Raw genomic sequence first — 14,788 nt, 5'->3', positions numbered from 1 at the left:
TCGTCATGATCGCTCGAGTCTGGAAATGGGCGGTACAGACCGCCCGCCTCTGCTGTGGCGTGCCCGATTACGACGCGTACGTGAGGCATCTGCGCGCACACCATCCCGAACGCCAGGTGCCGTCGTACAAGGCGTTTTTCCGCGAACGCCAGGAGGCGAGGTATCGCGGCACCGGCGGTCGCTGCTGCTAGCCCTCGGGGCAGGGACGTAAGCGCCTCTCGCATCCGTGCGCGAGGCGCCGCCCCGTGCGGCACGGCGCGGGGCCGGCGTCACATCGGCTCGTCGGCCTCGATCTGGCCGGCGACACGCGAGGCCGCCGCGGCGCGAGCCCGAGTGACGCCGCGGCGCTCCATCGCCACATACCACACCCAGCCCGACAGGCCCGCGAGGCACAGGCCCAGCGAACCGACCGCCAGCAACCGCATGTTCACCGACAGCACGGGCGACAGCACGCCCGCGACGAACGCCGTGAAAAGCAGGCTGCCGAAGGTCTGCACCGAGGACACCGCGCCGCGCTGATCGGGGAACCGATCCAGCATGAGGATCGTGATGGTGGGAAACGCCAGTTGCACGCCGCAGCCGTAGAAGGCCAGCGGCAGCGTGCTCCAAGGCACGCGCGGCACGGGCAGCAGCCACGCCAGCGCCAGGCTGATCGCGCACGAGGACAACATCAGCACGTAGCCCCAGCCCACCGTGCGAATGGCGCTCACGCGTCCGGCCACGCGACCTGACACGAAGGCACCGATCACCATGCCGGCCACCACCGGCACGAAGAGCCACGGAAAACCGTTGGCGTCCAGATGCAACAGATCGCGGATGAGGTGTGGCGCGGACGCGATGTAAAGGAACAGGCCTGAGAAATTGATCGAAGCGGCGATCGCCAACGGCCAGAACGGCAGGTCGCGCAGGATGCTCAGATAGCTGCGCAGCAGGGGGCGCGGACGGAAGACCGAGCGCCGGGATGGCGGGTGCGATTCGTCGAGGAAACGCGCCGTGGCGAGGGTGAGCAGCACCGTAAAGCCCGACAACGCCCAGAAGATACCGCGCCAGCCGTCGATGCCGAGCAGCCACGCGCCCACGATCGGCGCGATGGCCGGCGCCACGCCGAAGATCATCATCACCTTCGACATCATGCGCTGGGCTTCTTCGCCCTGCATGGTGTCGCGCACCACGGCACGACCCACCACGATGCCCGCGCCGCCACTCACCCCCTGCAGCACGCGGCAGGCGAGCAACATGCCGAAACTGGTGGCCAGTGCCGCACCCAGGGTGGCCAGCGTGTACACCGCCATCGCCACGACGATCACCGGCTTACGCCCGTAGGCGTCGGAGATGGCGCCATGGAACAGGCTCATCACCGCGTAGGACAGCAGGTAGACGCTCAGCAACTGCTGCAGCGCCACCTCGCCCACCGAGAAATGGCGACCGATGTCGGGGAAGCCGGGAAAGATCGCGTCGATCGAAAACGGCCCGATCATCGTCAGGGCCGCGAGCAGAAACGGCAGGTAGCGCCGCATGTCGCGCTTGGCGGTCGTCATGGGGCGGCGTCTGCACCGGAAGGGGTGCGGCCAGTATACCCGCCGGGCCCGGTGGCTTGGTCCGGCGGTGCAGATGCGCCCATAATCGCTTCAACGTGGCGTGGCGGAGTTCGTCGTGGGTTACACCGGATTCCTGGCGGTAGGCGTGGGTGGCATGCTCGGCTGCTGGCTGCGCTGGTGGCTGGCCGCGGCATTCAATCCGCTATTCACCGACGTCCCGCTGGGCACGCTCGCCGCGAACCTCGCCGGCGGCCTGTTGATGGGCGTGGCGCTGGCCGTGTTCGATCACTACCAGGCGCTGCCGGTGGAAGTGCGCCTGCTTGTCGCCACCGGATTCCTCGGCGGCCTCACCACGTTTTCCACCTTTTCGGCCGAGGCCACCGGGTTGCTGTTGCGCCAGCACTACGGATGGTTCGTCGCCCATGTCTGCCTCAACCTCTTCGGGTCGCTGCTGATGACCATCGGCGGCCTCATCGCCACACGGGCCATCCTAGCGAGGTAACCGCTCATGAGCGCCGATGCCGCACTGAAAGCCCGGGCCCAGGCCCTGCTCGCACAGGCCGGCATCACCCTCGGCGGAAAGCGCGCCACCGACATGGTGGTGCACGACGAGCGCACCTACGCGCGCGTGTTCGCGCACGGCTCGCTGGGCCTGGGCGAGTCCTACATGGACGGCTGGTGGGAAGCCGCCGACCTGCCGGGTTTTTTCAGCCGCGTGCTCTCGTCGCGCATGGACGAGTCGTTGCGCACGTTCGATACGCTGCGCATGAGCCTGCGCGCACGGCTGCTGAACATGCAGCGCGGCGCCCATGCGTGGGACGTGGGTCGGCAGCATTACGACCTGGGGCACGACCTGTTCGAGGCCATGCTCGGCAAGCGGATGGTGTATTCGTGCGCTTACTGGGCCCAGGCCGACACCCTCGACGACGCGCAGGAGGCCAAGCTCGACCTGATCTGCCGCAAGCTGCGACTGCAACCGGGCCAGCGCGTCCTCGACATCGGTTGCGGTTGGGGCGAGGCGTTGAAGTACGCGGCCGAACGCTACGGGGTGAGCGGCGTCGGCGTCACGATCTCGGCCGAGCAGGCCGCCGACGCGCGAGAACGCTGCCGGGGCCTGCCCATCGACATCCACCTGCGCGACTACCACGAACTCGACGAACGCTTCGACGCCATCCTTTCCGTGGGCATGTTCGAGCACGTCGGCCACAAGAACTATCGCGCGTGGTTCGACGTGGCCCACCGCTGCCTCGCCCCGGCGGGGCTCGCCCTGCTCCACTGCATCGGCAGCAACAGCCGCCCTGGCCGGCCGGATCCGTGGATCGAAAAATACATCTTCCCCAACTCGGTGATCCCGGCGATGAGCCAGGTCGCCGCCGCCCTGGAAGACCGTTTCGTGGTGGAGGACTGGCACAACTTCGGCGCGGACTACGACCGCACCCTCATGGCGTGGCTGGCCAACGTCGACGCCGCATGGCCTCGGCTGGGCAAACGCTACGACGAGCGCTTCCGGCGCATGTGGCGTTTCTACCTGGCCTGCTCCGCGGGGGTATTCCGCAGCCGTCGCGATCAGCTGTGGCAGGTCACCCTGTCCCCACGCGGCGTACCCGGCGGCCTGCGCGTGCCGCGCTGACGCGGTGCCCACGACGCACGGCGTAGGGTGCCGGCATGAACCCGACCGCGACCCACGACGCCCCGCTCGAGACCGATGTGCCCGCACGGCTCGACCGCCTGCGCTGGGGGCGCTTCCACACCCTGGTGGCCGTGGGACTGGGCATCACATGGCTGCTCGACGGCCTGGAAGTCACGATCACCGGCTCGATCGCCGGGGCGCTCAAATCCAGCCCGGTGCTCCACCTCACCGACGCGCAGGTGGGACTGGCCGGCAGCCTCTACCTCGTCGGCGCGGTGGTGGGGGCGCTGTTTTTCGGCTGGCTCACCGACCGGCTCGGTCGCAAAAAGCTTTTCACCCTCACGCTGGGCCTGTACCTCGCCGCCACCGCGGCCACGGCCTTCGCGCCGGGCTTGGTCACCTTCGTCATCTTCCGCATGCTCACCGGGGCCGGCATCGGCGGGGAATATGCCGCGATCAACTCGGCCATCCAGGAACTGATCCCCGCCCGCTACCGAGGGCATACGGACCTGGTCATCAACGGCAGCTTCTGGCTCGGCGCCGCCCTCGGTGCGCTGGGTGCGGTGCTGCTGCTCGACATGGGCTGGGTATCGGCGGAACTCGGCTGGCGACTCACCTTCGGTCTCGGCGCGCTGCTGGGCCTGGGCATCCTCGTGCTGCGTCGCTGGATCCCGGAAAGCCCGCGCTGGCTGATGCTGCACGGGCGGATCGACGAGGCCGAGGCCGTGGTCGCCGACATCGAGCGGCGCCTCGGCGCGGCGCCACCGACCGGGCCCCTGCCCCGGCTTCGCCTGCGTCCGCATGCGTTGACGCTGGCGGACGTGGCCCGGACGCTGTTTCGCGACTACCCCCGGCGCACGGTGCTTGGCCTCGTGCTGATGGCGACCCAGGCCTTCTTCTACAACGCCATCTTCTTCACCTACGCCCTGGTGCTTGGCCGCTTCTACGGCGTGGCCGACGCCGACGTCGGGCTTTACCTGTTGCCTTTCGCGGCCGGCAATTTCCTGGGCCCCCTGTTGCTGGGCCGATGGTTCGACACCTGGGGCCGGCGGCCGATGATCGTCACCACCTACCTGCTTTCGGGCGGACTGCTGTTCGCCACGGCCTGGCTTTTCGTTCAGGGATGGCTCGACGCGCGCACGCAGACGGTGGCATGGAGCGTGGTGTTCTTCTTCGCGTCGGCCGCCGCCAGCTCGGCCTACCTCACGGTCAGCGAGAGCTTTCCGCTGGAGCTGCGCGCGTTGGCGATCGCTCTGTTCTACGCGTTCGGCACAGCACTGGGAGGCGTCGTCGGTCCGTGGCTGTTCGGTTCGCTCATCGGCACGGGCGAGCGGTCGTCGATCGGCTGGGGCTATGCGCTCGGCGCGGCGCTGATGGTGATCGGCGCCCTGGCCGCCGCCTGCCTGGGCATCGCCGCCGAGCGGCGCTCGCTGGAAGACGTGGCCGCGCCGCTGGGAAGCCGCACGTAGGACCAGGCGCCCTTCACATATCCGCGCTGCACCGAGCGCGCGCGACGTACCGGACCGGTAAAATGGGGCCATCCCATCTCGACCACGCACAGGGGAGCGGTCACGTGCAGTCACGCAATTTCGCGGTATCCGTCGTCCAGCCCGGCGGCAAGGCCGCCATCGAAATCGAATTCAACGAGAAGGTCCATGGCCTGTCCGGGGATACGCTCTGGCTGTCGCTGGAGGAATCCGCCAGCCGGGAGGACGCCGAGGCACTGCGCGCCCTGCTCGAGCGCATCGGTCACCGCATCACGGTGACGAACGTACGCTCGTAGCCACGGGCGCGGGTTCGTCCACCGCCCTGGCAAGGGGCCGCAGGTGCGGCGCGAGCCGGTGGTTCACCCCGTGCACCTTGCCGCAGCCCAGGCAGCGTCGGGTGCGGCCAAGCCCACCCCGTGCAGTGCGCTCCGCGCCGAGCAGGCAGCCGCAGACGTAGCAGTCGCGGTCGCGGAAACGCAGGCGCCCTACCTGCACCATGCCCAGCAACAGCGCAGCCGTCGCACCGGTGACGAACAGCCAGGCGGGCAGGTTCGAATACAGCGAGGTCATGCCGAACGAACCGGGCATGGACTGGGCCGCGCGCGCGACGGCGGCCGCGACCGATCCACCCGCCAGCCACACGCCGCAAGGCAGGAACATGCGCACGTACATGCGTCCGGTGTAAGACATGCTGGCCCCCTTTCGTCGTTCAGGCGACAGCAGCATGTGGCGCGACCGGTCGATTGGCCGTGAAGGGATGCCCCCTCAACGGCAGCCAGTCCCCCACCATGGTGTCGCCCGCCTCTCCGGCTCCGCTGGCGTCCTGGGGGTTCGAGGACGCGGTCCGCTCCCACCGGGCCGGGGCGACCGGAGGACGTGAGCCGACCGCATCGGCGATCCGGTGCCGACGGCGTCATCCGCTCGACGGCCGCCGGCACGGGGGCCTCACGCGGCCGGCGCGGGGGCACCGTAGGACGGCGGGCGGTCGGCCCGTGCCTTGCCGAAGTCCTTGTTGGGGGTCTCCCCCATCGTGAAGCTGAGCGTGCCGCCGGCCACGAGTTCGGCGTGGGAGATCCAGCTCTTCGTCCAGGGCTGGCCGTTCCACGTGACCGACTGGATGTACGGCCGGCCTTCGCCGTTGTTCTTCGTCTCGATAGTCAGCGTACGCCCCCCGCCCACGTCGATCTGCGCGCGGTCGACGATCGGGCTGCCGAACACATAGTTCGTGCTGACCGGATCGACCGAATACAGGCCCATGGCGCTCATGATGTACCACGCGCTCATCTGGCCGCAGTCCTCGTTGCCGGGCAGGCCGTCCGGCTCGGGAAGGTACATCGTGTCGAGCAGCATCCGTACGCGGGCCTGCGCCTTGTAGTGCGAGCCGGAATACGCGTAGAGGTAAGGCATATGGTGGCCTGGCTCGTTGCCGAAGGCGTACTGCCCGACCATGCCGGCGATGTCCGGCGGCGCGTTGTCCGGCAGGGTAGGATCGGCGTTGAACAGCCCGTCGAGCTTTTTCTCGAACGCGTCCTCGCCACCGAACAACGCCATGTAGTTGTACACGTCGTGCTGGTTGAGGAAGGTGGCCTGCCAGGCATTGGACTCGGTGAAGTCGCGCCAGCGCGAGGAATGGCCGATGGCGATCGGGTCGAACGGCTCGATCCACTGGCCCGCGGCATCGCGCGGACGCGAGAACTGGGTGGTCTTGTCGAACACGTTGGCATAGTTCTGCGAACGCTTGCGCAGTGCGGCGGCCTCCTCGGCATGGCCCAGCGCATCGGCCATGGACGCGACGGCCCAATCGTCGTAGGCGTATTCGAGCGTCTTGCTGACCGCTTCGCCTTCCTTGTCGCTGGGGATGTAACCGAGCTGGCGGTAGTAGCCCAGGCCGAAGTAGTCGTCCTGCATGGCTCGACGGCGGAACACCGGCCAGCCCTTGGCGTAGTCGATACCCTTGAAACCCTTCGCCTGCGCCTCGGCCACGACCACGGCCGAGTGATAGCCGATCATGCACACCGTCTCGATGCCCTGCAGCGGCCACACGGGCGCGCCACTGGGGCTTTCGACGGCGAGACGGACGAGGCCGTCGACGATGTCGGGCACGCGATCGGACTGGTACAGCGTGTAGAGCGGATGCGCGGCGCGATAGGTGTCCCACAGCGAATACGTGCTGTAGTTGTGCCGGCCGGCCGGCAACGTGTGCACGGCCTTGTCCATGCCGCGGTAGCGACCGTCGATGTCGCTGAACACCGTGGGCGCGAGCATGGTGTGATAGAGCGAGCTGTAGAAAAGACGATTGACCTTGTCCGACGAGGACTCCATGCGGATCTTCGACAGCTCGGCGACCCACTCGGCTTCGGCCGCCGCGCGCACGCCATCGAAGTCCCAGCCAGGGATTTCGCCGTCGAGGTTGCGCATCGCACCGTCGATGTCTACGCCGGAGATGCCGACCTTGACCAGCAGCGGCGCCTTCGACGCATGGTCGAAATGCAACGCGGCCTTGAGGTTGTCGCCCTTGACCTCGGTACTGCCGGCCGGCAGCGCCTTGTCGTCGGAGTACAGGGTGACCGAAGTCGGCGCGCGAGAGAGCTTCATCGCGAAGTAGATCACGCGACCGCTCGCCCACTGCCACACGCGGCGACCGCCCACCAGGGTGTCGTTGCCGACCAGGCGCATTTCGACGTCGCTCAGTCGCGTGGGCTCACGCGGGTCGTCCTGGTAGCCATGGGCGAAGTCGACGAGCAGGTGGGCGTCGCCGTCCTTGTCGAAGGTGTAGCGGTGAATGCCGGCCCGCAGCGTGGCGGTGAGCTCGGCGAGGATATCGTGCTTGGTCAGCTTCACCCGGTAGTAGCCCGGATGCGCCTGCTCGCCGGTGTAGTGCGAGCGGTAGCCCTTCACGCCGGTCTTGTAGCCCTTTTCCGGCTTTTCGCCACCGGCCTTCTTCGCGTCGAAACGCGACACATAGTTCACGCCGTCGAAGTCGCGATCGCCGGGCTGGAGCAACACCGGTCCCATCGCGGGCATCACCAGCACGTCGAGCATATCCGACGCACCGGTACCGGACAGGTGCGTGTGGGAGAAGCCCATGATCGATCCGTCGCCCTGGTGATAGCCGGAGCAGCCGTCCCATTGCGCGTTGTTGGTGTCCGGGCTCAGCTGCACCATGCCGAACGGACGCGTGGCACCGGGATAGGTGTGTCCGTGGCCGCCCGAGCCAACGAAGACGTCGACGTAGCCGAGCACGCGATTCGCGGCGGCGCCTGGGCCAGCGGACGCCGGTTCCATGGCCTGCTGCACGCCATGGGCCAGCGCGGAAAGGGAACCGAACTGGCCGACGGCCGTCGCCGCGGCCATGCCCTGGAGAAAACGTCGACGGGTAACCATGAATCGCTCCAACGAAGGCGGCGTCAGACGCGCCGCAGGGTATCGGGGTGTTTGTCCGCGAGGTGAACCACCAGTTCGCCGAAGAGCGTGTTAGCCCAGGCGAACCAGCTTCGCGTGAACTTGGACGGATCGTCCTGATCGAAGGCCTCGTGCATGAAACCCGTGCCGGCGTGCGTGGTCTTGAGCCACTGCAGGCACTGGCGTATCTCCGCCGTGTCGTCGGTGGTGAAGGCCTTCATCATGATCGACATCGGCCAGATCAGGCGCAGGCCTTCATGCGGGCCGCCGATGCCTTCGGCGGCGCTGCCTTTGAAGAAGTACGGGTTACGCGGCCCCCATACCACCGCGCGGGTGCGGGCGTAGCGCGCATCGCGCCCGGTGCATTCCAGGTACGGCAGCCCGAGCAGGCTGGGCACGTTGGCGTCATCCATCACCAACTGGTCGCCATAACCGTCGACCTCGTAGGCCCAGAAATCGCCCTGCGGGTCCTTGACCACGCCGTACTGTTCGATCGCCGCATGCACCTCGTCGGCCAGCGCATTGCACTCGGCCGCGAACGCCGAATCACCGTAGAGCGTGCCGTGCATCTGCGCCAACCGACGCAGCGTGACCACCGCGAACAGGTTGCCCGGGATGTTGAACGGATACAGCGTCGCGTCGTCCGACGGACGGAACATCGCATGGATCAGGCCCACCGGACGCGTCGGATTACCGTACCCCTTGAGGAACTGGCTCTCGGTCGGATGCGGCGACGTGCGCTGGAAATGGTAAGGACCCGGGCCGTCCTTGCGCTGCTGCTCGCGAAACGTATGCAGGATGCGCCGGGTCGCCTCGCGCCACGCGTCGTCGAACGGCCCGCGATCGCCCGTGGTCTGCCAGTAACCGTGCGCGAGGCGCACGGGATAACACAGCGAATCGATTTCCCATTTGCGCTCGCCCACGCCGGGAAGCATGTCGGTGTCATCGGACTGCGCCCAGTCCAGCGTACTCTTGCCGCGCGGATCGGGCATGAAGGCGTTGGCGTAGGGATCGATCGCGATGCAGCGCGCCTGGCGGCGGATCAGCCCGCGGAACAGCTTGCGCAGGGCTTCGTCCTTCGGCGTAAGCGGCAGGTAGGGCCATACCTGGGCGGACGAATCGCGAAGCCACATCGCGTCGATGTCGCCGGTGACGACGAAGGTATCTTCGTGGCCGTCCAGCCGGCCGAGTTCCACCGTGGTATCGAGCGTGTTGGGGAAGCAGTTCTCGAACAGCCAGGCCAGTTCGGGATCGCCGATCTTCTTTTTCGTGGCGACGATCAAGGCCTCGACCGCGGGGCTGGTGAACTTTCGCCTGGCCAGCGGTGGCCGCTTGCTGGGAAAGCGCGAGGCGGCGGACGCGACGCCCACGCCGCCGGCCACGGCGAGGCCGGGGGCGAGCGAGAGCCACTTGAGCAGGTTGCGGCGACTGGGGTTCACGGGGTGTGCTCCTTCAGGGCGTCGACCAGCGACATCGCGGATACGGCGTGGCGCAGCGTGTCGACATCGACGTCGCCCTGCACCTGGATGCGACGGCTTTCGCCCGGCAGCAGGTCGAAGGCGTTGTCGGCCAAGCGAACATTCAGGTCGCCGGTATCGATCCACACGGCACGCGCGAGGCGCTTGGCGCTGACGGTGATGACCGGATGATGGGCATCGCCGCCCACGCTCCACGATAGTTCCGGCTTGGGCAGCGCGAGATCGCGTGCCGCGTCGAAATAAAGCAGGTGATGCGCGAGTGTCTCGCCCTGCTCGATGAGATCGAAGGCGACCACGGTGCGCTTGGGATCGGCGCCCTTGAGCAACGCGGCATCGGTGAGCTTGAGCACGTTCGTGCTGGCCAGCGCCGCGGCATGCACCGGCTGGCTCGTTTCGCGCAACAGCTTGCCGCCCATGTCGTAGACGCGCAGGCGCAGGGTCGCGTCGAAACCGGTCGTGCGATCGGACACGGCGAAGACGTCGGTCACGCCCTCGCGGCGCAACGGCACCACGTCCACCGGCGCGTAGAAGCGCCGTGCGTGGTATTGCAGCGCCTTCCAGCGGTTGAAGTAATCCACGCTGGCCCAGGACGCGCCTGGCCACACGTCGTTGAGCTGCCAGTAGAGCGTGCCCATGTTGCGCGGGCGGGCGCTGCGCAGGTGCTCCGCGGCCAGTTCGATGCCTTCGGCCTGCATCACCTGGCTCAGGTAGACGAACGACGGGAAGTCCTTCGGTTCGCCGTAACCCTGGCGGATGTAAAGCAGCAGGCGCTGGTTGCCGTCACCGTTGGCGAACTTCTGGTGCGCGCGCATCACCTTCGACTCGGGCTGCATGTCGTCGGGCGCGGCGAACGCCTTGATCGTCGCCATCACGGGGAACGACTGCAGGCCATACTCCGACTGGAAACGCGGCGTCATGTCGAGGTAATGCGATATCGGCTCCGACCCGGACCACACTTTCCAGTAGTGGTAGTCGCCGTCGCTTTCGACATTGGCCGGGCCGTCGTAATCCGTGCTCGGCGAGCTCGCCCAGTAAGGCGTACCCGGTGACAGGTCGGCGACGACCTTGCGCAACGTCTTGCCGAACAGCTCGCGCATGCCGTCGTCGATGCGCTTGACTTCATCGGCGTTGATGAACTTGCGGAAGTCCTGGCGATCCGGCCAGTCGTCCCAGCCGGTCTGCACTTCGTTGTTGCCGGCCCACAGTACGATCGACGGATGGTCGCGCAGGCGCGTGACCTGCTCTACCGCTTCGATGCGCGCGTTCTCGCGGAATGCGTCGTCGTACGGGGTGATCGCGCCGCCGTACATGAAGTCCTGCCAGATCATGATGCCCAGGCGGTCGGCCGCCGCGTAGAAGGCGTCGTCCTGGTAGGTGCCGCCGCCCCACATGCGCAGCATGTTCATGTTGGCGTCGCGGGCCGAATGCAGCAACGCCTCCAGGCGCTCGGGCGTGACGCGCGAGGGAAAGCTGTCGTACGGAATCAGGTTGGCGCCCTTGGCGAACACCGGCACGCCGTTGACCACGAAAGCGAAGCTGCGGCCCCAGGTGTCCTTCTCCCGGCGCAGTTCGACGCTGCGCAGGCCGGTCTCGCGATCGACACTGGCCAAGGCCTGGCCGTCAGCAACCACCTCGGCGTGGAACCGGTAAAGGCTGGGATCGCCATAGCCGACCGGCCACCAGCGCTGCGGGTGGGCGATGGTCAGCGGCAGCGCCACGTGGTTTTCGCCCTTGCTCAGAGCCACGTCGCGCGCTTGGTGACCGTGCGTGCCGTCCGGCGCCGTCCAGTCGAGCGTGAGCGTCACCGGACCGCTCTTGTCCGCGCGCACGTCGAACTGGCCTTCGAGCTGGGCCGTGTCGGCATCCACGTGCTTCTGGGCGACGTGGAAATCGGCCAGGCGCAGGGTGTCCCAGCTCTCCAGCCGCACCGGTTGCCAGATGCCGAGCGTGACGTAGCGCGGACCCCAGTCCCAGCCGTACTGGTAGTTCGCCTTGCGCACGTAATTGGACGTCTGCTTGCCCTTGGGCTCGTCGCCGAACGACGAATCGAATTCACCGGGCAGGGAGTACGGCTGCTTCATCAGCCACGGCAACAGGCGGCCGATGGGTGACTGCAAATGCACCACGAGCGTGTTGGCGCCCTTGTGCAGGATGTCTTTCACGGGCAGGCGCCAGCGCCGGAACATGTTGTCCGCGCTGAGCACCTTCTTTCCGTTGAGCGAGACGTCGGCGTAGGTGTCGAGCCCTTCGAACACGAGATCGACGTGGCCGCGGGCAAGGGTGGCCGCGTCCACGTCGACATCGAGCTGGTAGTCCCAGTCGGACAGGCCGATCCATTGCAGATTCGCCTCGTTGTCGCGCCAGAAGGGATCGTCGATCTTCTTCAGGGCGAGCAGGTCGGTCTGGACGGCTCCCGGCACGTGCGCCGGGAGCCAGTCCTTCAGGTCGGGGTGCGCGTCCGCTTGCGTCCCTTGGGCGAGACGAAAGCGCCAGCCGGCGGAGAGGTCCTTCTCCGTCGGCGGGGTGGCGCCGGCCGCTCCGGCGGCCAGCCAGAGCGCCAGGGCCAGCGACGCGCGCCGCATCACAGCTTCAGGCCCAGGGTAAGCGTGTAGGTGCGTCCGTTCTTGTACGAGTACAGCGGCTGGCTCGGGCGATCGTCATACACCTGGTAGGTCTCGTCCAGAAGGTTGGTGCCATCCAGCGAGATACGCATGTGGTCGTTGATCTGGTAGCCGACCGACGCATCGAGCTGGCGGAAGATGCCGGTGATCTGCTGGGTCTGCAGCGCGGCGATGGACGTAAAGTACGACGAACGCCAGCTGTACGTCACCCGCGCGCTCCACGGGCCCTGCTCGAAGAACGGCGACAGGTTGAACGAGTTCTTCGAGTTGTACGGCAGCGGGAAGTCGTTGCTGGTGTCCGCGTCGGAGTAGGTGTAGTTGGCCATCATGCCGAAGCCGAGGCCGAAGTTCTGCTGGTAGGTGAGCGAGGCGCCCTTGACCTTGGCGACGCCGGCGTTGATCGGCACCTGCATCTGGTAAAGATCGTCGCGCTGGTTGGTCAGGTTGTAGTGCGTCTCGAGCACCTGAGTATTGAGGATGTAGCCCGAGATGCGGCGGAAGAACAGCTCCGCGGCCAGTACGCTGTTCTCGGAGAAATACCACTCGGCCGAGAAGTCGTAGTTGGTTGCCTTGTAGGGACCCAGGTCGGTGTTGCCGCGCGAGCCGGTGAGGCTGCGGTCGTCGAGGGCGACGTACGGCGTCATCTGCTGGTAGCGCGGACGGGCGATCGTCTGCGCGTAGGCGAAGCGCAGGGTCACATCCGAGGCCACGTCGTAGGCGATGTTCAGCGACGGCAACCAGTTGTGGTATGCGCTGCGCTTGTTCACCGGCGCATACGTATCGTTGCCGGCGGCGTTGTAGCCGTCCACCGTGTCGCGGGTGCGGAAGTAGCGCACGCCGAGGTTGCCGCGATAGTCGTCGCCGGCGAAGTCGCCCTGGATGTAGAACGCGCGGTTCTGTTCCTGGATCGCGTAGGTCGCCTTCGGATCGATCGGCGCGCCGTAGATATCCACGAGTCCGTTGACGCTGTCCTTGAGCTGGCCCTTGCTGAGGGTGGTCCAGTTTTCCATGCTCGGGGTAGCGTTCAGGCCGCCGAGGTAGCCGTCCGGGGTCTGGCCGCCGGCCCAGTCGGCCAGCGTGAGACCGCCGACGCCCATGCTGGCGAGCGACGGGAAGCGCGAGGCGTAGGCATCCTGACCGTTGTAGTGGTTGGTCGCCTTGACGCCCACCTCGATCTGGTTAAGCGGGCCCCAGCTCACGTCATGCGCGAAGTCGGCCTGGAAGTAACGCTCGCGGTCGTAGGTCGGCGCGCGGCTGAAGCCGAGGCCGTTGATCGTCGCCGCCGACGGATTGTCGGGGAAGTTGTAATTGATCTGCGGGTGCTCGCCCGCGAGGTTCCAGTTGTAGCCGCCCAGCGACTTGAACTGCGCGTTCCAGATGCCTTCCGAACCGCCGGTCGAACCGGTGTAGCCGATCTGGCTCGACGCGGTCCAGCCGTCGCCGTACCAGTCGGCGCGCAACTGCGCGGCGCCGGTGTTGACCTTCGACTCGCGCTCGTAGCCGTCGAGGTAGGTCGGGGCGAGCGGGCCGTAGTTGGCGTTGGTGATCACGCCATGGTTCACCGAGGCCGAGGTGGCGTACGGGGCCGAACTCGACCAGTCGCCGTAGCGGCTCTGGTTGTAGTTGTCGAACTTCTCGGTGACGTACAGGCCGGTGAAGTTGAGTTCGAACGCGTCGTTCGGCTTCCACTGCAGGCCGGTCGACACGCCGTCGCGCTTGCGCTTCTGCTGGAACCACGCGGTGTTGATCGCGGTGGGGTACGTCGGCTGCTGGTCGGCCGGCACCACCCCCGGGGCGAACTGGTGGTTGGGGTTGGTGTCGGTCGGATCGTTCGCGCGCTGGTAGCCGAAGATCTCGGTGCCCTGGCGGTCGATGATGCGATCGGAGTGCATGAGCGAACCGAGCACGCCGAAGGTGTTGTCCTGGTTCTTCCAGCTGTAGAAGACCGACGCGTTCGGCTTGCCGGTGTCCGCGCGGTCGTTGTAGCTGTAGCTGACGTTGCCGGTGAGCGTGTTCGCCTTGAGGTCCAGCGGACGGCGGGTGTTCACGATCACCGTGCCGCCGATGGAGCCTTCGTCGATCTTCGCCTGCGGGGTCTTGTAGACCTGGGCGTTGCCGATGATTTCGGAGGTCAGCAGGCTGTAGTCAAACGAGCGGCTGTCCGGGTTGTTCGGGTCGGACGTCCAGTTGGTCGAAGCCAGCGTCTGGCCGTTGAGCAGCAGGCGGTTCAGTGCCGGGTCGGTGCCCAGGATGCTGACCTTGTCGCCTTCGCCGAAGTTGCGATCGACGCTGATGCCCGGCAGGTGCGACAGCGATTCGGCGACGTTGGTGTCCGGAAACTTGCCCACGTCTTCGGCCGAGATGGCGTCGACGATCGAATCGGCATTGCGCTTGAGGTCGAGCGATTTCTGCAGGCTCGCGCGGATACCGGTGACGGTGATGCCGCTGAGGTCGGCCGCGTTCTGGGGAGTGGACTGGCCGGCGGGGGCGGTCGTCCCGGCGTCGTTCGCGGACGGGGCGGCGTTGGCGTCCTGCGCCATCGCACTGCCTGTCGCGAGCAGACCGGCCAGGATGGCCATGGAAAGTACGCTGATACGGTGGGTCACATCGATCTCCTGGAAAGGGAAAGGAA

General features: G+C 67.0%; 11 protein-coding genes. 5 read left to right on the top strand and 6 right to left on the bottom strand.

The features are described from left to right. The first annotated feature begins 5 nt into the window (after nt 1–5). Complete coding sequence (locus PI246_RS01110) at nt 6–191, top strand: YbdD/YjiX family protein (protein ID WP_320549443.1); 186 nt, start codon at nt 6–8, stop codon at nt 189–191. 78 nt (nt 192–269) lie between these two features. Here PI246_RS01110 and PI246_RS01105 read toward each other — a convergent pair whose 3' ends face one another. After that, nucleotides 270–1,538 carry a multidrug effflux MFS transporter gene (locus PI246_RS01105; RefSeq protein ID WP_320549442.1) on the bottom strand — a complete coding sequence of 423 codons (1,269 nt, stop codon included), beginning with the start codon at nt 1,536–1,538 and terminating at the stop codon, nt 270–272. Nucleotides 1,539–1,653: 115 nt separating this feature from the next. Here PI246_RS01105 and crcB point away from each other — a divergent pair, with 115 nt between their 5' ends. The 4 genes from crcB to PI246_RS01085 all read left to right on the top strand — a co-directional run bounded on the left by crcB (nt 1,654) and on the right by PI246_RS01085 (nt 4,951). After that, entirely contained in the window at nt 1,654–2,040 is a 387-nt protein-coding gene (gene crcB, locus PI246_RS01100; RefSeq protein WP_320549441.1) for a fluoride efflux transporter CrcB, read from the top strand. Nucleotides 2,041–2,046: 6 nt separating this feature from the next. Further along, complete coding sequence (gene cfa / locus PI246_RS01095; RefSeq protein WP_320549440.1) at nt 2,047–3,168, top strand: cyclopropane fatty acyl phospholipid synthase; 1,122 nt, start codon at nt 2,047–2,049, stop codon at nt 3,166–3,168. 35 nt (nt 3,169–3,203) lie between these two features. After that, entirely contained in the window at nt 3,204–4,637 is a 1,434-nt protein-coding gene (locus tag PI246_RS01090) for an MFS transporter (protein WP_320549439.1), read from the top strand. A 104-nt stretch (nt 4,638–4,741) separates the two neighbouring features. Further along, the gene (locus PI246_RS01085) at nt 4,742–4,951 is read left to right on the top strand and encodes a hypothetical protein (RefSeq protein ID WP_320549438.1); all 210 of its coding nucleotides are present in this window, start codon (nt 4,742–4,744) and stop codon (nt 4,949–4,951) included. On the opposite strand, the gene PI246_RS01080 is transcribed toward PI246_RS01085, so the two are convergent. The 5 genes from PI246_RS01080 to PI246_RS01060 form a co-directional block, all read right to left on the bottom strand. Next, nucleotides 4,926–5,345, bottom strand: a complete 420-nt coding sequence (locus PI246_RS01080) for a hypothetical protein (protein WP_320549437.1) — start codon at nt 5,343–5,345, stop codon at nt 4,926–4,928. The genes PI246_RS01085 and PI246_RS01080 overlap by 26 nt on opposite strands. A 255-nt stretch (nt 5,346–5,600) precedes the next feature. After that, entirely contained in the window at nt 5,601–8,039 is a 2,439-nt protein-coding gene (locus tag PI246_RS01075) for a GH92 family glycosyl hydrolase (protein ID WP_320549436.1), read from the bottom strand. A gap of 23 nt (nt 8,040–8,062) precedes the next feature. Next, nucleotides 8,063–9,496 carry a glycoside hydrolase family 125 protein gene (locus PI246_RS01070; protein ID WP_407069760.1) on the bottom strand — a complete coding sequence of 478 codons (1,434 nt, stop codon included), beginning with the start codon at nt 9,494–9,496 and terminating at the stop codon, nt 8,063–8,065. Next, entirely contained in the window at nt 9,493–12,117 is a 2,625-nt protein-coding gene (locus PI246_RS01065) for a beta-mannosidase (RefSeq protein WP_320549435.1), read from the bottom strand. Before PI246_RS01065 ends, PI246_RS01070 begins: the two co-directional genes overlap by 4 nt. Then, on the bottom strand, nt 12,117–14,762 hold the full coding sequence (locus tag PI246_RS01060; protein ID WP_320549434.1) for a TonB-dependent receptor: 2,646 nt from the start codon (nt 14,760–14,762) through the stop codon (nt 12,117–12,119). Before PI246_RS01060 ends, PI246_RS01065 begins: the two co-directional genes overlap by 1 nt. Nucleotides 14,763–14,788: the final 26 nt, after the last annotated feature.

It is taken from the genome of Luteibacter sahnii, assembly GCF_034063545.1.
In the GTDB taxonomy this organism is placed as follows: Bacteria; Pseudomonadota; Gammaproteobacteria; order Xanthomonadales; family Rhodanobacteraceae; genus Luteibacter; species Luteibacter sahnii.
This window is presented reverse-complemented; position numbering and strand designations above follow the sequence as displayed.